Consider the following 20,676-nt stretch of genomic DNA (forward strand, 5'->3'; position numbering starts at 1 on the left):
TTACGTCAGGTCGATGGCAGAGCGTGTCTTCGACCGCGAAACGCTGCTCGATCTCACGGTCAACTTCATCCCGCTCGGGATGTTGCTGTTTTTCATTCTCCTGTTCGCCGGGACCACCGTTGGCGGCCCGGCTCCGGTCGCGAGGCTCGTCAGTCAGGCACTGCTCGTGGTGCCGTTCGTCGCGCTCGTGGGCATCACGTATTTCACCGGCCGAATCATCGCCGAGAGCGAACGGACGGGCCACTCCGAGACCGCCAGGGCGATCACCGCCCTCGTCACCGGCGAGGAGCCCGACGAGGACGAGGGGTGATCGGCCGCAGCGTCGCGGAGTCGTTCAGTCGGCCGAGCGTTCGCGCTGGATCAACACGCCGCCAGCGACGGCGAGCACGAGGCCCGCGACGGGGATGGCGAGAACCGGGACGCGATACACGGCGTCGATCCCGCCCCACGCGGAGAGCCCAACACCGAGGAGGACGACGAGGTAACCCACCGTTGCGGCGATCAGCCCGATCGCGACCCGCCACGAGGGCGACGCGACGACGGCGGTGTTCGGTGTGGACGTCATCGATGGCGTCGTTTCGAGTCCGACGGCCGGGGAGATAAATCGCCCGTCCGAAGAAGGAGGGGAGAAATGAGCCACGGACGACGGGCCACGGAACGATAGCGGGGCGCAGGCGGGGTCTTTTTGCCGGACTGCGTCCAACCCGATGACATGGGAACGGCAACCGACACTGGCGAGGACACGGACGCCCACGATCCGCCGGTCGGGATGGATTTCCCGCTCGGCCGCGACGAGGCGACGTGGTGGCCGATCGTCTGTGCGATCGGGGCCACCGGGCTGTATCTCGGGGCCGGGCTGTACTTTCTCGGCCACGGCGAGGTCGCGATCATTCCCGGGTTCGTCGGGCCGGTAGTGTTCGGCGGCGGTGCGCTCGTCTTCCTCGCTGGGCTGTTCGGCTGGCTGTACCAGGGGTTCGTCGCGGATTTCTGGACACGCTCGACGGACGAACGCGAGCCGGGATCGCTCCGGGGCGCGATGTACCTCTTCCTCGCGACCGACGTGTTCACGTTCGCCGGCGGGTTCATCTACTACTTCTTCATCCGGGCGGGCGGCTGGCCGCCCGGCGAGATCCCCGAACTACTGACCACGGTGTTGGTCGTGAACACCGCGCTCCTCGTGGTGAGCAGTTTCACGCTACACTTCGCTCACTCGGCGCTCGAAAAGGGTAATCGGCGACGGTTCGGGTTCCTGCTCGTGACGACGTTCGTGCTCGGCCTGCTGTTCGTCGCGGGGCAGATCTACGAGTATCACGACCTCATCGTCGGCGAGGGGTTCACGATCGCGTCGGGGATCTTCGGGAGCGCCTTCTACGGCCTCACCGGGCTCCACGGTCTCCACGTCGCGCTCGGGACGATCCTGCTCGGAATCCTCGTCGTGCGTGCGCACCTCGGCCAGTACGAGCCCGGTCGTGACACTTCGATCGCGACGGTTTCGCTGTACTGGCATTTCGTCGACGTCGTCTGGGTGTTCCTCGTCGCCGTCCTCTACGTCGGCGCGTCGGTCACACCGGTCCTCTGACGACCTGTATCCCGCAGGAACCAGGAATCGCGTCTTTGTATTCTTGTATGCCGGTCGACAGCATTCTCCCGATCTGAACCACCGGATGCTTTAGGTCGATACCGGTTCGAGCTATCGTGTGCCCGAACCAGACCTCGACCGGTTCACCTCGCGCCGATCGACCGTCTACGCCGATCGCGGCATCGTCGCCACCAGCCAGCCGCTCGCCGCCGAAGCCGGCGTCGAGATCCTCCGCAACGGCGGCAACGCGTTCGACGCCGCCGTCGCCACCGCCGCCGCGCTCAACGTGGTTGAGCCGACGAGCACGGGGCTGGGTGGCGACGCGTTCGCACTCTACCGGACTGCGGACGGCGAGACCGGTGCGATGCGGGCCTGTGGCGGTGCACCCGCCGAGGCGACGATCGAAAACGTCCGGACCTCGGTCCGCGAGCACGACGACGCCGACGATTGGTACCCCAGCGAGCGCGGGTACGCGGTCGACGGCAGCGACACCGCCGCCGAGATCGAAATGCCGTTTCTCGGTCCCCACGCTGTCACCGTCCCTGGCACCGCTCGGGGGTGGGAGGCGACCGTCGAGCGCCACGGTCGTCGATCGCTCGGCGAGGTCCTCCAACCCGCGATCCGCTACGCGACCGAGGGGTATCCCGTTTCGGAGATCATCGCTCACCACTGGCAGGCGGCGGAGGAGCTGTTCACCGACGCGAACGCCGCCGACGCCTACCTGAAGAACGGATCCGCACCCAGTGTCGGCGAACGAATGCGCCTGCCCCGTCTCGGCGAGAGCCTCCGGATGATCGCCGAACAGGGGGCTGACGTGGTGTACAATGGCGAAATCGGCGAGGAAATCGCGAACGAAGTCCAATCGAAGGGCGGCTTCCTCACCGTCGACGATCTCGCGGCCTTCGAACCCGAGTTCCCCGACCCCGTCTCGACACGGTACAACGGGGCCGAGGTGTACGAACTCCCACCGAACAACCAGGGGCTGATCGCGCTCGAAGCGCTCAACATTGCGGCGGAGATCGATGCGGGCGAGTACCCCCTCGACTCGCCCGAGCGCGTCCACTACTTCGCGGAGGCCACGAAACGCGCGTTCCACGACGGCCACCGCTATATCACCGATCCCGCCTACGAGGACGTCCCGCCGCTCACCTCCAGCGAATGGGCGCGGCGGCGCGCCGCGGACGTCGACGCGACCGCGAGCGACGTGAGCTTCGGCGTCCCCGACGCACGCGCCGAGGACGCCGACACCGTCCTGCTCTGTGTCGCCGACGACGCAGGCAACGTCGTTTCGTTCATCAACTCCCGGTTCGCCGGGTTCGGCTCCGGGCTGGTCGCCGGCGATACCGGGATCGCCCTCCAGAACCGCGGCGCGTCGTTCTCGCTCGATCCCGACCACCCGAACAGCCTCGAACCCGGCAAACGGCCGTTCCACACGCTGATCCCCGGTATCATCGATCTCGCGCCCGATTCTCCGGAGGACGACTGGGCGGCGTTCGGCGTCATGGGCGGGTACATGCAGCCACAGGGCCACGTCCAGGTCGTCTCGAACCTCGTCGATTACGACCTCCCGCTCCAGGCCGCGCTCGACCGCCCACGGTGGCGCTACCGTGAGGACGGCTCGCTCGCGGTCGAGGGACGGATCGACGGCACACTCGCGACGAAGCTCGCCCGGATGGGTCACGACGTCCGCGTGCTCGCGCCGTCGCTGTTCGGCGGCGCGCAGATCGCCAGAAACCGGGATGGTGTGCTTTCGGGTGCGACCGAACCCCGGAAGGACGGGTCGGTCGCCGGGTTCTGACGGCGGCAGGTCGCGCCCGCTCCGATTCAGGCCGGCGCGGGTCGGGCTGCGGAGCCGTTCGTCGACGAAACGTTCGTGGTGTTGGTCGCTTCGGGGTCATTGCCGGCTCGCTGCTCGTCGAGCCAGGACTGATACCGATCCTGACTCACCACCGTGAGGTTCGCGTACATCCGGGAGTGGCCCGCGCCGCAGAACTCCGAGCAGTAGACCCGGTACTCGCCGGTCTCGCCGACGTTCGTCCGGATGGTGTTGTACTCACCCGGGACCGCGTCCTGTTTCAGTCCGAGTTCGGGTGCGTGGAACGCGTGGATCACCTCACGAGCGGTGAGATGGTAGTAGATGTCGGTGTTCGCCGGCACGACCGTGGTGTTGTGGGTGGTGACGTTCGCCTCGGGATAGACGAACTCCCAGCCCCAGCGGTACGCGATCACCTCGACCTCGGTCGCGTTCGGATCGTCGGGGACGGCCGCCCCCTGGAGGGCTTGTTCGGAGGCGTTCGTCTGGATCTCGGCGTCGCCGAGAGTCGGCGAGATGTACGGGCTCAGGAGGACGTTGTACGACGCGAACCCGACGAATAGCAGGATGATCGCGGTCGCGATGGTCCACGTGATCTCGAGCGATCGGTTCTCCTTGGTCGGCGAGGGGTCCCGGTTGTTGCGGTGTTTCCAGACCGCATAGAAGAGGATGGTCTCGACCAGGATCGCGATCGGCGCGGCGACGTACAGCAGCTGCCGATTCAGATTTTGGATCAGCGCCCGATTGATCGACTGGGCCGCGGCCGGCTCGACGGCGACGGCGAACAGCGCGACGGCGAACATGCCTCCCGCTTTCGCGCGCCTGCGTGCCATTGGACGATCCTCGCGGGGAACGCACAAGTATCTACTGTCAGCGGCTGCCGGTACCGCGAACGCAGGGTGAGAATCGTGGTGGGTGTCTTTTTGCGCCCGGGGGTCGAAGAGCAGTCATGGTCAACGCTGGGTCCCTCATCGAACGGGTGACGGGCCAACCCGAATCCGCAGCGCTCGCGGACCTCAGACGGATCGTCGTCGGCGGGGTCGTCGGCGCGATCGCCGGCGGGCTCGGCACGCTCGCGTTCTCGATCGTCCTCTATATCGCGATCGTTCTCGGCGCGTTCGAACCCGCCCAGTTCGGCGAACTCGCGGGACTCGCCGGAATCGGCGACCCGATCGTGGGCGAGGGCAACCCACTGGTCGGCTACCTCATCTTCGTCGGCGGCGGGATGACGACGTGGCCGTTCCTGTTCGCCGCGCTCCATCACTACCTCCCCGGCTGGCGGATGGCGGTCAGCGGGATCACCTTCGCGGCCATCGGGTGGGCCGGCTTCTCGATCGCCTTCTATTCGGGCCAGACCGGCACCGATCTCCTCCTCTTCGTCGTACTCACGTTCGTCGGCCAGTGTCTCTACGGGTTCGTCCTCGGGTTGGTCTTCGAGTACGCCGAACCCCGCGTCGACGTCGCCTTCGTCGGAACGACGTTCCAGTGAGAGGCCCAGCGCCGGGTCGTCGATTCATTACCGACGGAGCCGATCGATCGCGACTGACGTGCCGGCGAGAAAGAGGAGACCGACAGCGGCGCGCGTCGAGGACGGTATCGCGTGACCCACGCTGATGATCCCGCTGCCGTCGTTGTCGTCGTTATTACGGCCGCCGTCTCCGGTGGCCATCACCGCACGCTCTTCGTCCGACCATGTACCGGGAAGCCGGACATCGTCGAACCCCTCGAACTGCTCGTGGCCGAGTTCGTCGATCAATGCCTCGACGTCCGCCCTGGTCTCGTCGTCGAGGTCCGCGATCCCCTCGACACCGTACGGTCCACGCTTCGCAGCCCAGAGTGCATTGTAGCTGAGCTCCCCTCGATCGGTGACGACCGGCAGCGCGAGATCCTCGAAGGAGTCGGGATCGTCGAACCCCGATTTCGAGAGCAGGAACCGATCGGCAACCGCCGAGAGATCGTCGGTGTCGATGCCCGCTTCCGACGGGAACTCCCAGTTGTTCCGCGTCGTGGCCGAAAACCGTGGCCGGTGGAGTTCGTACTCACTCATCGACGGCCTCCCCGTTCCCGTTTCCGCGAAGCCGCCACAGTCCCGGCGCGATCACCATTCCCGATCCCACGACCAGCCCCACGATGGACAGCGGGAGGCTAAACGAGTCCGTGACACAGTCGTTGCGCGACCCGATCACCGCGTAGTGTTCTTCTCCCTGATGGGTGACGATCGCGCCGTCGCGGAACGCCGAGCGGTGCTCGACATCCCCCTCGATCGGTTTCACGCCGTTCGCAGAGGCGAGCGCCGCCCGGAACGCACGCTGTTCGGCCGACGATAGCTCGTCGTAGTCGAGGCGGGCGAACTCGGGAACGTCGTTGTCAGCGGTGAGTTCGGCAGTCTCTTCCGCCGAGGAGACTTCGAGATAGGGATCGCTACACAGCCCGTAGTCCTCCTGGACGGTGGCGTACGCGCCGACGACAGCGGGGCCGATACTCGCGGAGAGGATCACCACGCCCACGAACGAGATCGCGTAGACCTGGATCGTCCGGCTCGTGACCGTTCGTCGAACGCTTCGTGCGACCGGCGCGAAGTGCTCGCGGAAGTCCTGCTCGTCGCTGCCCTCCAGCTCGTCGTCGCCGCTCATTCGTCTCCCTCGCCAGTACCGTCGGGTATGGCCCGATGATGCTCACGCTTGCCGGAGCCATCGGCCGCGTAGCGCTCGCGGAGCTGTTCCTCGAAGTGCTGCCACTCGCGGGTGAACTGGCCGACTTCTTTCAGGTCCCAGACGTCGGCCTCAGTGATCCGCGAGCCCCAGAAGTACGACTTAAGCATGTTCCACAGCCACAGCAGCACGCTGATGCCGATGACGTACGCCCCGATCGTCGTGATTTCCATCAGCGGCGCGAACTCCGCGGGGTAGCTCGCGTACCGCCGCGGCAGTCCGAGCGCACCGGTGATCAACATCGCGCCGAAGGTCACGATCACGCCAACCACCATCAGGACGGCCTGAAAGCGGGCGAGCGGCTGATCGTACATCCGTTCGGTGAGGATCGGGAACCAGTAGTACCCCGCTGCCATCATCATGAACGGGATGATTCCCATCAGGATCATGTGGAAGTGGCCCACGACGTAGTAGGTGTCGTGATACAACAGGTCGACGGGGATCGATGCGAGAAACACGCCCGTGATCCCGCCGATCACGAACGTACTCAGCCCGCCGACACAGAAGATCATCGGTGCGGTAAGTCTCACTCTCCCTTTCCAGATCGTGGTGATCCAGTTGAACTCCTTGATCGCGCTCGGGATCGCGATCGCGAGCGAGACCGCCATGAAGCTCGCCCGGATCCGGGGATCGATCCCGGTCGAGAACATGTGATGAGCCCAGACGCCAAAGGAGAGCACCCCGATCGCGAACGTCGAGTAGATCACGTACTTCCGGCCGAACAGCGTCCGCCCCGCGAACTTCGGCAGGATCGTGCTCATCAGCCCGAACCCCGGAAGCACAATGATATACACCTCCGGATGGCCCCAGAACCAGAAGATATGCTGCCAGAGGATGGGACCACCGCCTTCGAGCGCGAAGAAGGTCGTCCCGAAGTTCCGATCGAGCAACAGCATCACGAGCGCGGCCCCGAGCAGCGAGAACGCGAGCAGCGCGATCCCCGCCGTCGTCACGAGCGTCCACGTGAACAGATCGACATCGGCCCACGAGACCTCCTCGTCGCGCTCGGCGAACACGGTGATGATGAAGTTGATCGAGGCGAGGACGGTTGAGATCCCACTCAGATGGAGCCCGAGCAGGAGGAAGTCGACCTGTGGGTTGCCCGACTGGAGCGACAGCGGCGCGTACATGTACCACCCGATCTCGGGCGGTTTGATCTCGAAGAGAAAGGAGATCGCGTCGACCGGCACCCAGACGCCGAGGAACTTCGCGAAGAGGTTCACCACGAGACCGCCGCGGATGAGGAGCAACGCCGGTGGGAGGAGCCAGAAACTGAGCGCGTTGAGCCGGGGGAAGGCGAGGTCGTCGGCCCCGATCAGGATGGGGAGGAAGTAGTTCGCCATCCCGAAGAACACGGGTGTGACGAACAGGATCAACATCGTGAGCCCGTGGGTGGTGAAGAGGGCGTTGTACGTGCCCTCGGTCCAGAGGTCCGCCGCGGGCGTCAGGAGCTCGGTCCGGATCATCATCGCATCGGTGCCGCCCCACAGCCCCGCGATCGTCCCAAAGACGATGTACATGATCCCGATGTCCTTGTGATCGACAGTAGTCAACCAGCGCGTGAGGCCAGCCGATTTGGCCTCGGTCTCCGCGCCGGTCTCGGTGGTGGGGTTTTCGGGGAGGTACCCGCCGTCGGACCGGGGGCCCGACGAGGATCGCCTCACTCCGTTCGGCTCACCACCATCTGGCTGTGGCAGCTCTGGCGGAGCCGTCTTGCGATTTGCGTGGATCCGCCACGCGAGTACGGCGAGGACGAGTCCGACTGCGGCGACCCCGACGATCACCTCAGACATGGTTGGTGTCGTTGGTGATGCAGAGCGAGGACGGGACTGGTTCGCCTGCTACCGCAACCGTCGCCGCGGCAAGACTCCCGATGGACGCCGCACTGTTCATACACGGATATCGGAGCCGATCGACAAATAATCAGCGGACGGCCCGACCGCTTTCCGGGAGTCACCACCCCGCACGCCGGACCGAAGACGTTACGCCGCGCCCGAAGAAGGCGGCAGTATGGTCGAGAACGTCATCTGGCCCGCCTACCTCGATCGGGAGTTGAGCCGAAGCGAGGGCCGACGGGTCCCCCGATCGTCGGCCGTCCCGGAGCCGACCGTCGACGAGATCGCACGCGCCGCCGGCCAGGTCGGATACGACGTGGTGATCGAACGCGAGAAGACCTATCCGCGCGAGTACGAACCGCGCGGGCGAGTCTTGATCGAGAACGCCGACGACGCCGGCAAGTCGGATCTCCTCCAGGCGGTGGCGGCGTACGTCGCTGTCCTCCGCGAATGAAGCGCGCCGGCGAGGTCGTGCGGGTCGCCCAGGGACTCGCGATCGTTCGCTGTCCCGACGAGACACATCCCGACATCGGAACCGAACTCAGCGATCAGGAGCTCGCGACCGTGGGCCGAGTGGTCGATGTGTTCGGCCCGGTCGAACGGCCGTATGTCGCAGTCGACCCGCGGAACGAGCCGGCGCTATTGCTCGGCAGCCGGCTCTACGCCGAATAACGGCGACGAACGCTCGGTTTCCACTCACTTCGTTCGCGTTCATTCCCGAAAGTCGAGCAAAGCGCGTCTTCCGACGTTCGCGCTCGCTTTGCTCGCGCTCACCACCGCCACCGCCCGCCGTCGGGAGCGGTGTCGGCGGAGCGGGAGCCATCGAGCGGCGCACGCTCGTCGCCGAGATGGGTGGAGCGCCCAGCGAGAACGACGTTCACGACCGCGCCCAGCATGAGTACGAGGGCGCTGTAGTAGAGCCAGATCAACACGAGGAGGACGCCACCGATCACGCCGTAGGCGGCGTACCGACCGGCGTAGGCGACGTAGAACTGGAAGGCGAACTCGGTGACGGCCCAGCCGAGAGCGGCGAGCACCGTTCCCGGCAGCACTTCGACGATCGAGACGTCGACGTCCGGTAAGAAGTAATACAGCGGCAGAAAGGTCAGCGAGAGGCCGACGACGAGGAGCAGCGGGTGAAAATCCTCGACGTACGGGATTGTAGGGAAGAGCGCGAGCGCCGCGCCGGTGACAACGATCACACCGACTGCGAACCCGACACCGACGAGGACGACCACACCGTCGCGGAGTTGGGCGAGCAACGACTTCGGCCGCCGCACGCCGTAGATCGCGTCGAACGCGATGTCGAGCCCGCGAAACAGTTTGAGCGCGCTCCACAGCAGCGTCACCAGCCCGAGTACTGATGCGCCGGTCTGGCCCGACGAGTCGGTCAGCACGTCCGCGAGGAGGTCGCGCGCGCTCTCGGTCAGCGTCGATTCGAGCAGTTCGGTGATCTGCGTCGCGAACGCCTCGCCGCCGACGACCGACGCCGCGACGAACGCCAGCACGAACAGCGGCACCAGCGAGACGAACGCGTAGAACGCGAGACTGCCCGCCATGAAGGTGAGGTGGTTCTCGCGGACCTCGGCGATCGTCGCCCGAGCGAGCCTCGCCGGCCGGGACGAGCGGACGTTCACGGATTCACGCCTCTCGGAAACGGAGGGTATGTGAAACCCTAACTCTTCGCATTATCGCGGTTTTCACTCGTTCGGTAGCCACGAGGCCGCAGCGAAACCCCAAAGGGTGCGCCGGGAAAGAAACAGTCATGCACCAGCGCAGGCGGGTCGTCGCGGCCGGCGGAGCCACGGTCGCGATCTTTCTGGCGGTCCAGGTGGGCGCGCTCGCGCTCGTCGGCCCGTTCGAGTCGGCGGGCTACCAGGCGGTGGAGAACCCCTCGAACCCGGTGAACAGCGCGATCTACCTCGGTGCGATCCTCGTCGCCACCGCGGCGATGCTCGGAACGATCAAAGTCGGTGCGGACTGGGTACTCCGGGGATTCGTGGTCCTCGCAAGCGGATTCGTTTCGTTGTACGTCTTCTCAGTACTGCTGCCCGCCCCGCTCGGCTGGTCGATCGCCGGAATCGCGACCTCGCCGCTCGCGCTCGCCGCGGCTGGCCTGCTCGTGATCGCCCTCCTCGTCCATCCGGAGTGGTACGTGATCGACGCCGCCGGGATCGTGATGGGAGCCGGCGCGGCAGCACTCTTCGGTATCAGTTTCGGCCTCCTCCCCGCGATCGTCCTCCTCGTAGCGCTCGCGGTCTACGACGCCATCTCGGTGTACGGCACCGAGCACATGCTCGCGCTCGCCGACGGCGTGATGGACCTCAAACTCCCGGTCGTGCTGGTGATCCCGCTTACCCTGTCGTATTCGTTTCTCGACGACAGCCCCTCGACGACGGACGATCCGGACGAACGGGCCGTCGAAGCCGATGGGAGCGGTGATACCGAAGCGGCCGGTGAATCGACCGACACCAACCACGATAACGCTGCCGACCGGCCTGGCCTCGACGAGCGCGACGCTCTCTTCGTCGGTCTCGGCGACGCGGTGATGCCGGGCGTGATGGTCGCGAGCGCTGCGGTGTTCGCGCCCGCGCCGCCGTTGGTCGCCGGGTTCGCGCTCACCCTCCCCGCGCTCACGGCGATGATCGGGACGATCTGCGGGCTGGTGGCGCTGCTCTGGTTCGTGTTGCAAGGTCGCGCACACGCCGGTCTGCCGCTGCTCAATGGCGGCGCGGTCGGCGGCTACCTCCTCGGTGCGCTCGCGGCTGGAATTCCGCTGGTGCGCGCGCTCGGTCTCGGACCGTACGTCTGAGCGACTTTCGCGGTTGTCGTCACTCCGTCACTCGCCGGTGAGTGCCTGACTCGCCGGCGAGAACTCGATCGGCGTGCCGAGCCCCTTCTCGCGGGCCGCCTCGTAGAGTAGGTGAGCAGCCGCCACGGTTTCGATCCCCGTCCCGCCCGAGTCGAACACCGTGATCTCATCGTCGGTCTCCCGGCCCGGTGCCTCGTCCGCGACGACCTCCCCCAACTCGGCGTGGATCGCGTCCTCGCTGACGACGCCCTCCTCGACCGCGTGGATGAACGAGCCTGCGTCCTGGGTGACGCGCTCGCGAAGGTCGGGGACGTACGTCGCGCGCTCGATGGTCGTCGCATCGAGTTCGTGTTTCTCGGGGTGGTACTGACCCATCGCGGTGACGTGCGCGCCGGTTTCGAGGAGGTCGCCGTCGAAGACCGGCTCCGGACTGTTCGTCGCGGTGATGATCACGTCGGCGTCCTCGACCGCGGCGGCGCTGGAAGCGACCGCGGCCACTGCGGGATCGAGACGTTCGTTCATCGTCGCGGCGAACGACTCGCGGTGGTCGGCAGTCGGCGAGTAGACGTTCACGGTGTCGAACTCCCGAACTGTGGCCGCCGCTCGGAGCTGCCCGCGGGCCTGCGCACCGCTCCCGATGACCGCGAGCGTCGTGGCGTCCTCGCGTGCGAGCGCGTCGATTCCCACCGCACCCGCCGCACCCGTCTTGAATGGATTGAGACTCGCGCCGTCGAGCAGCGCGAGCGGCGCACCCGAGTCGGCGTCGAACAACGGGAGCATGAAGTGGGCATCGTGATCGCCGAACCCGGCAGCGTAGGTGTACCCGCCCATCGCGCCCGTTTCGGGCAGGATGGCAGTGTAGCCCGTCAACATCCCCGGCGGATCGTCGTTTCTGAGCGTCGTCCGCGGAGCTGCTGGTGCGCCGTGGCCCCGCTGGCGGTAGCCCTCCCGGACCGCCGCGACGTACTCCGCAGGCGTCGCGAGGCCTGCACACTCCTCGCTCGTGAGAAACAGCGTCTCGTCGGGTTCGGTGGCCGGCGTCATTGTGTGTTCCTCGGCGGAGCGACGGCTTATGGCTGGTGGCTCGGAGGGATGAGAGAACGGTAAAAGGACGAAAACGAGAAGAGAGCGATTCAGTCGGCGGATTCGAACGAGGAAACGTCGGCCCGTGGCGCAGGTGCGGGAGCCGGTTCGGCACCCGGGGCCCGGACGAACATCCCGTGGCCGATCAGTGCGACCGCGACGCTCGCCGCGAGCGGGACGGCAACCGTAATCGAGACACCGATGGCGGCGAGCAGCGCGGTGATACCGCCGAGTGCGAGCGGGATGAGACCGAGAACGTAATCGTAGTACTGAGCCATTGTACACTATCGTATGGACGTGTGCCACATAAGTGTTTCCCATAGGTGGGTAGTTGGTCCTGCGTAGGAGCGAAGCGTTCTACAAGGAAGTTTCTCATAAGTTATAGAGCAACGTCTCGTGATCAGTCCCGTTGTCGGCACCGACGGGATAGGGAGCGAGGCAACGCGAAGCCACGAGTTGCCCCGACCGATGGGTTGAAACCGCTCGTCGGGGCAGTACAGGTGTGAACGGGAACGACCGCGCAATCGTCGGCCTCGTGATGGGTGCACACGCGATGGTCCACACCTACGAGCTCTCGATCCCGATCCTCGTCTCGGTCTGGCTCGTGGAGTTCGACACCATCGCAGTGCTTTCCGCGGAGTTCCCAGTCAACGCGGCCACGCTTGGGGTCGTGGTGTCGGCGGGCTACGCGCTGTTCGGGCTCGGCGCGCTGCTGGCGGGTGTGCTCGCCGACACGTACGGCTCGCGGCCTCTGATCGCACTCTGCTTGTTCGGGATGGGTGGTTCCTTTCTCCTGCTCGGGCTCGCACCCGGCGTCGTCGTGATCGCGCTCGCGCTGGTCTGCTGGGGCGCGGCGGCGAGCGTCTACCACCCCTCGGGGCTCGCGCTGATCAGCAAGGGCGTCCACGAACGCGGGAGCGCGTTCGCGTACCACGGGATGGCCGGCAACCTCGGGATCGCGCTCGGACCGCTCGCCACCACGGTCGCGCTGCTGGCGTTCGACTGGCGCGCCGTCGTCGGCCTGCTCGCGATCCCCGCCCTGATCGCGGGACTGTTCGCGCTCCGGGCCGACATCGACGAGACCGCAGCGGTCGGCGCGAGTGAAGACGGTGTCGAGAACGCGGCCGCTGACGGCGGTGAGCGCGAGCGAAGCGAGGGCGAGGAGACCGGTGGAATCAGGTCGTTCGGTGAGTTCCTCGCCAGCTCGAAAGCACTCTTCACGGGCGTGTTCGTCCTCGTTTTCGGGGTGGCGATGCTCTCGGGACTCTACTATCGAGGTGTGCTCACCTTCCTTCCTGAGATCCTCACGAAGTTCCCGGCGTTCCAGCCCGTCGAGATCGCCGGCTCCGAACTCCAGCCAGAACGGTACTTCTACGCCGGGCTGCTGATGGTCGGCGTACTCGGCCAGTACGTTGGCGGACGGCTCACCGACTACATTCGGCCCGCGGCGGGGATCGCCGGCGGCTACGGCGTCCTCGGCGCGCTCGCCATCCTTTTCCTGCCCGTGGCACGGGCCGGGATCGTTCCGCTCCTGATCGTCGGGGCCGCACTCGGCTTTTTCCTGTTTTTCGTCCAGCCGCTCTACCAGGCCGCAATCGCGGAGTTCAGCCCGCCCGAGGCGCGTGGCATCTCCTACGGCTATACCTATCTCGGCGTGTTCGGGATCGGCGCGCTCGGTGGGACCATCGCCGGCGCGATCCTGACTGCACTCTCGCCGGCGGCACTGTTCGCCACGCTCGCCGGGTTCGGCGCGCTCGCGGCACTGCTGGGCGTGGCAGTTCTCGTCCGTACCGAGGGATCGCTCACGACGGTCTGACCGGCGCTACACCAACCACCGCGAGAGCGCCGCGAACGCCGCCACCACGGGCGGGAGGGCGAGACTGATGGCGACGATCTGCCCCATCGCGAGGTACTGGGCGAGGTCGCCGCCGACGAACAGCGTCGTCACGAATATCGCCACGACGAGCACGCCGAACCCGAGTCCGGCGAGCAGCGCGCGGCCGCGCGTGGCCGACGCGAGCCCCACGAGCGCGCCGCCGAGGAACAGTCCGGCCCAGTGAAGCCACGCCGCGACGAGCCCGACAGCGATGGCGGCGACCATCGTCAGCCATCGCCACCCCTCGGCCGACCGGAACCGTCGCCATCGGTTCGCGAGGCTCATTGGCCGTCCTCCCCTTCGAACGTGAGTGTCGTCTCGCCCTGGATCTCCCGGCTCATCGACTTGTACTCGACGTCGGCCCACATCCGGAGCTGGTCGTCGTAGTGGTCGGAGAAGTACTCCCCGGAGTTCCCGCCGGGAATCACCGACGACGACGACCCGTCCATTGGGCAGACCATCCGCCAGCTGCTCCCCGTGGGGTTCTCGACGGCGTAGTTGTTCACCGTCTCGCGCGAGCCGTCGACCGCCATCGCGGGGTAATTGAGAAAGGCGAGCCCGAGCGGATGGGTCATCGCGCCGGTGGTGTTGTACCCGCCGTAGGTGTCGTACTCGGCGTTCTCGATCCTCTCGATCGCCGCATCGAGTGCGTCGAGCATGACTTCGGCGCGCGAGCGTCCCTCGAACCACCGACTGTTGGGACCGAGATGTTGGAGCACCCAGTCGTTCGGGTAGTACGACGCGTCGAGGTCGTGGTCACTGAAGGTCGGGCCGAACACCCGCTCGCGATACTGCTCGAACCATCGTGCGAACACCAGCGCCGCGAGCGAGTCGCGGTCCATCCGGTGGTCCCACTCGTCGAGTGCGTCGACGTACTGCCCGATCGCCGTCGTATCGTCCGCTGCGCGCGCCACTTCGACGAGCAGCGGCACGAGCGCTTCGGCGCGCAAGTCAAGCGTATCGCGCTGGAGGTCCTTCACGAACTCCGGGTCGATCGGCTCGTCCGATCGGACTCGTCGGTCGAGCCGGTCGTAAATCCGGATGCCACGGTACGGATCGGAGTACGCTTCGGCGAGGTAATGCTCGGGATCGTCCACGACCCGCTGGTTCGCCGTCCCGATGTAGTTGGGGTTCATCACGTGTGGCTTCTCCTCGAACGGCACGAACCCCTCCCACGAGGAGGTGCCGAAGGGCGTGAACCCCTGCCACTCGCCCTCGCTGGCCGACCCATCGAAGATCCGGTCCCCCGGAACTTCTTCGCCGTCGGTGGTTCGAATCGGAATCTTGCCGGTGACGTAGTAGAGCGTGTTGCCGTCGCGGTCTGCGTACACGAGATTCTGCGTTGGCACGTCGAAGTTCTCCGTGGCAGCCACGATGTCGTCGACCCCCTCGCTCCGGCTGAACTCGTAGATCGCCTGGGGCGTCGACTCCGCGGTGTGGCCGGTCCACGCGACTCCGACGCGTGCTCCCTCGCGCTCGATGACCGGGCCGTGAACGGTCTTCCTAACGGTCACCTGCCTGTCCTCACCGTCGCTGACCGCGATGGTCCGCTGCTCGGTGTCGAACTCGCGCCACTCACCCTCGTATCGGTACTCGCCGTCCCGCGTGTCGTAGCGATAGAAGTCGATCACGTCCACACCGGTGTTCGTGAATCCCCACGCACCGGCGTCGTTCTCGCCGATGACCACGAACGGCACCCCCGGAAAGGTCACGCCGCGAACGCTCGTTTCCGGGAGACTGAGGTTCATTTCGTACCAGACGGGCGGGGCCATCAGGCTCAGATGCGGGTCGTTCGCCACGATCGGCGCGCCGCTTGCGGTGTGTTCGCCCGAAACGACCCAACTGTTCGAGCCGATCCCCGACGGCGACTCGAACTGGCTCAACCAATCGGCGAGTGCGGGATCGACGGTGTGCGTCGACGGTTCGTGTTCGGTCTGGCTCCGCGCCCGCTTTCGATTCTCTTGGCCGGTTTGCTGGTCGCGGATGATTGGCGACTCGTGATCGAGCCGCGACGGGTAGAGCTCGTTCGCAACTTCCTCGCCGAGCCGGTCGGCCACGAGCGCTGTTCGGAGCGTCCGGAAGCTCCCCGTAAGCGTCCACGCGATCTGCTTTTGCATCAGGATCGTGTCGACCGGCGTCCACGGGTCGGGTTCGTACTCTAGTAAGGAAAATTCGAGCGCCGACGGGTCGTCCGTCATGATCTCGTTGACGCCCGCCGCATAGGCCTCGGTGAGCGCACCCGCCCTAGAATCCGCGAGCGATTCCCATGTCACTTGCGCCGCGCCCGCGAAGTCCATCTTCACGTTGAACTCGTCGGAGTCAAGGGTTTGATCGCCGACGACAGCCGACAGCTCGCCGCGCATCTGTCGGCGCTGGAGGTCCAGCTGGAAGGCACGGTCGCGCGCCTGGGCATAGCCGACCGCAAAATAAACTGCTTCCTCGCTCTCGCCGGTGACGTTTGGCACGCCGTACTCGTCGTAGCGCACCTCGGCAGTCCCGTATGGACTCTCGATCGTTCGGGATTCCGGCGGATCGGTCGCGTCCCACGCCGATCCCGAGAGCGGCGCGAACCGTTCGAGATATCCCCTGATTGGCGAGAACGTGCTCGCGCCGACACCGCCCGCGAGGATCGCCCCCACGAGCGCGCGTCGCGTGAGATCGGTGTCCATGCGTGTCACTACATGGCGTGTGATATAAAGCCGCGAAAACGGAAATGAACCGATCGGCGGTTCAGCGCTCTGCGAGGCTGACCGTTCAGTGGTCGTCCGCGTCCTCGTAGACCCACGCCGCGGTGTCGTGTTCCCAGTCGACGAGTTCGCTATCGTCGAAGAACAGCTCGATCTCGCGCTCGTTGGCCCCTTCGTCCTCGTGGTCGCTCCCGTGGATCAAGTTGTGACCGAGATCGTTGCCGAGATCGCCACGAATCGTTCCCGGGGCGGCCTCCTGGGCGTCGGTTTCCCCCATCAGTCGGCGGACCTGGCGTGTGGCGTCAGCGCCCTCCCAGACCATCGCGAACACGGGTCCAGAGGTGATGAACTCGACGAGCCCCTCGAAGAAGGGCTTGCCCTCGTGTTCGGCGTAGTGTTCGTGGGCGAGCTCCTCGTCGATCTGCATGAACTTCCCGCCGACCATCGTGAGACCTTTCCCTTCGAGCCGGGAGACGATCTCGCCGATCAGCCCGCGCTGGACCGCGTCGGGCTTCGCCATCACGAACGTCCGCTCGTCGTGGTGGCTCATTCGTCGGTGTCCTCGTCGGTGTCGCGAACCGTCTCCTCGTCATCGACGTTTGCCTCGGCCTCGTCGGCGTCGGCCGCGGAGGACGTCTTGTCCTCGTCCTCGCGACCGCCGGCCGGCCGGCCCTCGATCTCGTCGAGTTCCTCGGTGTCGGCTTCGGCGGTGTCGTCGACCCGATCGTCGGTGTCGCCCGCCGGCTCACCCGATCGCGAGCCAGCGTCGCCCGCCGCGGCGGCGACCGCCTCGGCCTCGGACTCGTCCGGTACCGTGTCGACCTCGTCGGCGACGGTGTCGGCCTCCTCTTCGGGCGGCTCGGCAGCGACCTGTTCGACTTCGTCGGCCGTGCCGGCCTCGCTGCCCGCCATTCGCTGGCCCTCGGCGGTCCATTCGAGGTCACGCGCGGCCCGGCCGAGGTCGGCGTTGTTCTCACACTTCGACGAGCAGTAGTGGACGACGCGCCCGTCGACGTGGACGAACATCGTCCCGGTACCGGGCTCGATGTCCGTGCCGCAGTAATCACACGAACGCGTGCGAACCATCAGCGACCCCCGATGGCGTCGGCCTCGCGAGCGGTCTCCCTGAGCTGGAGCACGTCGCCCTCGCGGACGGGGCCGAGACAGTTCCGTGTGATGATTCGTCCCCGGTTCTCGCCGCCCTGGATGCGGCATTTGACCTGCATCGCCTCGCCATGCATCCCGGTCTTGCCGACGACCTCGATGACTTCGGCGGGCGTGGAGTCGGACTCCTCTTCTGCGCTCATCGTCCTATCGGAGGTCCTCGACCTTGGTCGTGATGTCCTCGACCTGCTCGTCGGCGTCGCCCGCGTCGACGATAGCCGCCGCGGCGCTGCCGACCTCGAGACCCGCGGCGTGGCCGACATCGTCCTGGGTCTCGACGAACACGAAGGGGATCTCCTTCTCGTCGGCGAGCTCTGGCAGGTGCATCACGATCTCCTCGGGACTCACGTCCTCGGCGATGTAGACGAGTTCGGCGCTGTCACGCTCGACAGCCTTGGTCGTCTCGTTGGTCCCTTTCTTTACCGTGCCGGTGTCCCGGGCGACTTCGAGCGCCTCGATGGCGTCGTCCTCGAGATCCGCCGGGACGTCATAGGTGACGTATACTGACATTGGTTGGTTCCTCCCGTGCGTGGGCTCTTCGTCCCCCGCCTTCGCCGAGATCACGTCGATCCCGACTGGCCGTCCCGCCGACGGCCTGAGAGTCCTGTGAGGCTGGGAGCGTCATCAACCCCGCACGGGTTGTAGCGCGGGGTAGCGGAGGCCTGCATAAAAACGCTTTCAACCGCTCACGGCGTGCGAGCCGAGCGCACGCCGACGTTGCCAGGCCGTCCCAAGGTTTTTGCTCTCATCGATTCGAACAGGAATATATCGATGGCGACGCGAACCGACGAAGCGCCGGAGTTCCCGTTCGGGACCAGTCCGTTCCGGCACAGTTTCATCGTCGTTCTCTGGGCGGTTTGGGCGGCGCTGAACGTCAACGAGTACGTCGGCGACGCGTTCGAGTTCCCGGCGTTTTTGCTCGCGCTGCTCACGGGAGTGCTGCTTGGTGTCGCGCTCTTCGCGTGGGTCACGCGAACCAAACATGGCGAGAAAGCGAGACGGTTGTACGATGATGCACCGCTGGGTCAGCAGCTTTTGGTCAGTGTCGTGCTTTCGGTTCTGCTCATAGCGCTCGTGTTCGGTCTGGATACTACGGATGTGTCCCCTCTGCTCTTGCAGGTCGCGTTCATCAGTGTCATCTTCGGCTATCATCAGTCGAAGTTCGCCTCGGCGTACGCCCGTCTCGAATAGTCGCCGAACGCGACGGTCGACGCCGAGCGCTACACATTTCGGACTCCGAGCGCAACGACGACCACGCAGACCACGGCCGCGATCAGCGTGACGCCGACGAGGATCGGCCAGAGAGTGCCGAGCAGTGCGGGGCCGCTCTCCCGAGCGAACGCCTCCGTTCGATCGATCGCGGTCGAGGCGAAACTCACGATCGCGCCGCCGAACGCCGCACCCACCACGAGAAGTATCTGGAGCACTGCCCCGTATCGCTGCCACGCCGACTCCTCGGCCGAGTCGTCATCGTCAGACCCCGCTGACTCACCGAAGCGGCTCCGTAGTCGATCGAGCGGTGTCGTGGCGGAGCCGTCACGGTCGTCCATCCTGTACCACGTTCGTGACCCATGACATAAGTTCTGTTGGTGGTCGAGGGTTTGTACTCGCTATCGTGGCTGAAATCGACGTTCCCATACCGCCCCATCACCGTACTCCTGCATGATCGCCGACCTCGCGGGCCGGCTCCGCGACGAGGCTCGCCGGGCGAACGAGCGGCGGCTGCTCGTGCTCGCGGGTGAGCGCGAGGCGTGCTACACGGCGGCGGTGAACGCCCTCGACGGCGCGGGGATTCGTGAGTCGGAGACAACAGTAGTCGCGACCGAAAGCGCACTCGGCGCTGATTTCCGCGATTGCGAGCACGTCACTCCGAAGCGCGCTAACACACTCCTCGGGACCACCCGGACGGCGGTCGTGCTCGACTGTCACGACGAGTGCCGGCCGAACGCGCTCGGCCGCACGGTCGGCGCGGTCGACGGCGGCGGATTGGTGGTGCTCTGTACGCCGTCGCTCGATGCGTGGCCCGCCCGCCGGGACGATTTCGACGAGACGCTTGCCGTCCCACCGTTCGACGGCAAGGCTGTCGGCGGTCGGTTCCGGACTCGACTCGTCGAGACGCTCTACGCTCATCCTGGGATCGCGATCGTCGATGTCGATTCCGGGGCCGTCGAGCGTGACGGGCTTACCGACCCACCTGCAGCAGAGGAGCAGCGGTCGCCAGCGCCACCGGACAACCACGCGTTCCCGCAGGCGGCCTACGACGCCTGTCTCACGGCTGACCAAGCCAACGTCCTCCAAACCCTCGAACGGCTGCGCGAGCCGGGACAGGCGCTCGTCGTAGAGGCCGACCGCGGGCGCGGGAAGTCGAGCGCCGCCGGCCTCGCCGCGGGCGCGCTGGCAGCTGAGGGGAAAGACGTGCTCGTGACTGCACCAAGCTACCGGAGCGCCGCCGCGGTGTTCGTCCGGGCGCACGAACTCCTGACGAGCCTCGATGCGCTCGCCGGCACGGATCGTGACGAGAACCCACAGCGACTCGACACGCCAGACGGCGGACGGGTAGTGTTCGCGGAGCCGGCGGCCGCCGTCGATGGCGACGCACTCGCCACAGTCGACGTCGCCATCGTCGACGAGGCCGCCGCGCTGCCCGTCGATCGGCTCTCGGCGTTCCTCGACGCGCCGGCGGTCGCGTTCGTCACGACCGTTCACGGCTACGAAGGGGCGGGGCGCGGGTTTGCGGTCCGGTTCCGCGACCGACTCGCCGAAAGCGCGTTCGACGTGACCGAGCAGCGACTCGACGACCCGATCCGGTACGCCGCCGGCGATCCGGTCGAGGTGTGGCTCTTCCGAGCCCTCCTGCTTGACGCACGTCCGCCCGTCGCACCAGTCGTCGCCAAGGCCACGCCCGAAACCGTGACCCACGAACGCCTCGCCGCTGACGAGCTGCTCGCCGACGAGACGCGACTTCGGGAGGCGTTCGGGCTCCTCGTCGCGGCCCACTACCGGACGGAGCCGAACGATCTCGCGCGACTGCTCGACGCGCCGAACGTCACCGTGCACGCGCTGTGTCACGACGGTCACGTGGTGTCGGTCTGTCTCTTATACACATCTCTGATGGC

25 protein-coding genes are annotated in these 20,676 nt (G+C 66.3%); 10 read left to right on the forward strand and 15 right to left on the reverse strand.

Annotated elements, in window-relative coordinates:
• Window positions 1-13 precede the first annotated feature (13 nt).
• Window positions 14-310 (forward strand): DUF6684 family protein, encoded by a 297-nt coding sequence (locus tag C449_RS01245; RefSeq protein ID WP_049913801.1) that lies wholly within the window; start codon window positions 14-16, stop codon window positions 308-310.
• A 24-nt stretch (window positions 311-334) separates the two neighbouring features.
• Here the strand turns inward: C449_RS01245 and C449_RS01250 are convergent, their stop codons facing one another.
• Window positions 335-565: a hypothetical protein gene (locus tag C449_RS01250; RefSeq protein WP_006076057.1), complete on the reverse strand. Its 231-nt coding sequence runs from the start codon at window positions 563-565 to the stop codon at window positions 335-337.
• 147 nt (window positions 566-712) lie between these two features.
• Between C449_RS01250 and C449_RS01255 the strand changes: the two genes are divergently transcribed.
• Complete coding sequence (locus C449_RS01255; protein ID WP_006076058.1) at window positions 713-1,579, forward strand: cytochrome c oxidase subunit 3; 867 nt, start codon at window positions 713-715, stop codon at window positions 1,577-1,579.
• Between the two features lie 118 nt (window positions 1,580-1,697).
• Window positions 1,698-3,377 (forward strand): gamma-glutamyltransferase family protein, encoded by a 1,680-nt coding sequence (locus C449_RS01260; protein WP_006076059.1) that lies wholly within the window; start codon window positions 1,698-1,700, stop codon window positions 3,375-3,377.
• Between the two features lie 26 nt (window positions 3,378-3,403).
• Here C449_RS01260 and coxB read toward each other — a convergent pair whose 3' ends face one another.
• On the reverse strand, window positions 3,404-4,225 hold the full coding sequence (gene coxB / locus C449_RS01265; protein WP_049913802.1) for a cytochrome c oxidase subunit II: 822 nt from the start codon (window positions 4,223-4,225) through the stop codon (window positions 3,404-3,406).
• 116 nt (window positions 4,226-4,341) lie between these two features.
• On the opposite strand from coxB, the gene C449_RS01270 reads away from it, so the two are divergent.
• Window positions 4,342-4,881 carry a DUF6789 family protein gene (locus tag C449_RS01270; RefSeq protein WP_006076061.1) on the forward strand — a complete coding sequence of 180 codons (540 nt, stop codon included), beginning with the start codon at window positions 4,342-4,344 and terminating at the stop codon, window positions 4,879-4,881.
• Between the two features lie 27 nt (window positions 4,882-4,908).
• Here the strand turns inward: C449_RS01270 and C449_RS01275 are convergent, their stop codons facing one another.
• The 3 genes from C449_RS01275 to C449_RS01285 are packed head-to-tail and all read right to left on the reverse strand — an operon-like array spanning window position 4,909 to window position 7,896.
• A complete protein-coding gene (locus C449_RS01275; RefSeq protein WP_006076062.1) occupies window positions 4,909-5,439 on the reverse strand; it encodes a hypothetical protein in 531 nt (176 codons plus the stop codon).
• Window positions 5,432-6,025, reverse strand: coding sequence for a FecR/PupR family sigma factor regulator (locus C449_RS01280; RefSeq protein ID WP_006076063.1), 594 nt, complete (start codon window positions 6,023-6,025; stop codon window positions 5,432-5,434). The genes C449_RS01275 and C449_RS01280 overlap by 8 nt, the downstream gene beginning before the upstream one ends.
• Window positions 6,022-7,896, reverse strand: a complete 1,875-nt coding sequence (locus C449_RS01285; RefSeq protein WP_006076064.1) for a cbb3-type cytochrome c oxidase subunit I — start codon at window positions 7,894-7,896, stop codon at window positions 6,022-6,024. Before C449_RS01285 ends, C449_RS01280 begins: the two co-directional genes overlap by 4 nt.
• Before the next feature lie 217 nt (window positions 7,897-8,113).
• Here C449_RS01285 and srp19 point away from each other — a divergent pair, with 217 nt between their 5' ends.
• A complete protein-coding gene (srp19, locus tag C449_RS01290) occupies window positions 8,114-8,392 on the forward strand; it encodes a signal recognition particle subunit SRP19 (protein WP_006076065.1) in 279 nt (92 codons plus the stop codon).
• On the forward strand, window positions 8,389-8,610 hold the full coding sequence (locus C449_RS01295) for an H/ACA ribonucleoprotein complex subunit GAR1 (protein WP_006076066.1): 222 nt from the start codon (window positions 8,389-8,391) through the stop codon (window positions 8,608-8,610). Before srp19 ends, C449_RS01295 begins: the two co-directional genes overlap by 4 nt.
• Before the next feature lie 98 nt (window positions 8,611-8,708).
• On the opposite strand, the gene C449_RS01300 is transcribed toward C449_RS01295, so the two are convergent.
• Window positions 8,709-9,575 (reverse strand): YihY/virulence factor BrkB family protein, encoded by an 867-nt coding sequence (locus C449_RS01300; RefSeq protein ID WP_006076067.1) that lies wholly within the window; start codon window positions 9,573-9,575, stop codon window positions 8,709-8,711.
• 128 nt (window positions 9,576-9,703) lie between these two features.
• Between C449_RS01300 and C449_RS01305 the strand changes: the two genes are divergently transcribed.
• Window positions 9,704-10,750, forward strand: a complete 1,047-nt coding sequence (locus C449_RS01305; protein ID WP_006076068.1) for a presenilin family intramembrane aspartyl protease PSH — start codon at window positions 9,704-9,706, stop codon at window positions 10,748-10,750.
• A 27-nt stretch (window positions 10,751-10,777) separates the two neighbouring features.
• Here C449_RS01305 and C449_RS01310 read toward each other — a convergent pair whose 3' ends face one another.
• Entirely contained in the window at window positions 10,778-11,794 is a 1,017-nt protein-coding gene (locus C449_RS01310) for an ornithine cyclodeaminase family protein (RefSeq protein ID WP_006076069.1), read from the reverse strand.
• An 89-nt stretch (window positions 11,795-11,883) separates the two neighbouring features.
• Window positions 11,884-12,111 carry a hypothetical protein gene (locus C449_RS01315; RefSeq protein WP_006076070.1) on the reverse strand — a complete coding sequence of 76 codons (228 nt, stop codon included), beginning with the start codon at window positions 12,109-12,111 and terminating at the stop codon, window positions 11,884-11,886.
• A gap of 224 nt (window positions 12,112-12,335) precedes the next feature.
• On the opposite strand from C449_RS01315, the gene C449_RS01320 reads away from it, so the two are divergent.
• Window positions 12,336-13,649 carry an MFS transporter gene (locus C449_RS01320; protein WP_006076071.1) on the forward strand — a complete coding sequence of 438 codons (1,314 nt, stop codon included), beginning with the start codon at window positions 12,336-12,338 and terminating at the stop codon, window positions 13,647-13,649.
• Between the two features lie 6 nt (window positions 13,650-13,655).
• Here C449_RS01320 and C449_RS01325 read toward each other — a convergent pair whose 3' ends face one another.
• The 6 genes from C449_RS01325 to rpl7ae all read right to left on the reverse strand — a co-directional run bounded on the left by C449_RS01325 (window position 13,656) and on the right by rpl7ae (window position 18,070).
• The gene (locus C449_RS01325; protein ID WP_006076072.1) at window positions 13,656-13,994 is read right to left on the reverse strand and encodes a hypothetical protein; all 339 of its coding nucleotides are present in this window, start codon (window positions 13,992-13,994) and stop codon (window positions 13,656-13,658) included.
• Window positions 13,991-16,378, reverse strand: coding sequence for a penicillin acylase family protein (locus C449_RS01330; RefSeq protein ID WP_006076073.1), 2,388 nt, complete (start codon window positions 16,376-16,378; stop codon window positions 13,991-13,993). The genes C449_RS01325 and C449_RS01330 overlap by 4 nt, the downstream gene beginning before the upstream one ends.
• An 85-nt stretch (window positions 16,379-16,463) precedes the next feature.
• Window positions 16,464-16,946 carry a nucleoside-diphosphate kinase gene (gene ndk, locus C449_RS01335; RefSeq protein WP_006076074.1) on the reverse strand — a complete coding sequence of 161 codons (483 nt, stop codon included), beginning with the start codon at window positions 16,944-16,946 and terminating at the stop codon, window positions 16,464-16,466.
• Window positions 16,943-17,482: a 50S ribosomal protein L24e gene (locus tag C449_RS01340; protein ID WP_006076075.1), complete on the reverse strand. Its 540-nt coding sequence runs from the start codon at window positions 17,480-17,482 to the stop codon at window positions 16,943-16,945. Before C449_RS01340 ends, ndk begins: the two co-directional genes overlap by 4 nt.
• On the reverse strand, window positions 17,482-17,703 hold the full coding sequence (locus tag C449_RS01345) for a 30S ribosomal protein S28e (protein WP_005043389.1): 222 nt from the start codon (window positions 17,701-17,703) through the stop codon (window positions 17,482-17,484). Before C449_RS01345 ends, C449_RS01340 begins: the two co-directional genes overlap by 1 nt.
• 4 nt (window positions 17,704-17,707) lie before the next feature.
• On the reverse strand, window positions 17,708-18,070 hold the full coding sequence (gene rpl7ae / locus C449_RS01350; protein WP_006076076.1) for a 50S ribosomal protein L7Ae: 363 nt from the start codon (window positions 18,068-18,070) through the stop codon (window positions 17,708-17,710).
• Between the two features lie 261 nt (window positions 18,071-18,331).
• Here rpl7ae and C449_RS01355 point away from each other — a divergent pair, with 261 nt between their 5' ends.
• Entirely contained in the window at window positions 18,332-18,751 is a 420-nt protein-coding gene (locus C449_RS01355; RefSeq protein WP_006076077.1) for a hypothetical protein, read from the forward strand.
• 29 nt (window positions 18,752-18,780) lie between these two features.
• Here the strand turns inward: C449_RS01355 and C449_RS01360 are convergent, their stop codons facing one another.
• A complete protein-coding gene (locus C449_RS01360; RefSeq protein ID WP_006076078.1) occupies window positions 18,781-19,110 on the reverse strand; it encodes a hypothetical protein in 330 nt (109 codons plus the stop codon).
• A 112-nt stretch (window positions 19,111-19,222) separates the two neighbouring features.
• Here C449_RS01360 and tmcA point away from each other — a divergent pair.
• Window positions 19,223-20,676: tRNA(Met) cytidine acetyltransferase TmcA (tmcA, locus tag C449_RS01365; RefSeq protein WP_006076079.1), on the forward strand; the 1,454-nt coding region annotated here is incomplete at its 3' end.

The sequence above is a fragment of the Halococcus saccharolyticus DSM 5350 genome (assembly GCF_000336915.1).
GTDB lineage: Archaea > Halobacteriota > Halobacteria > Halobacteriales > Halococcaceae > Halococcus > Halococcus saccharolyticus.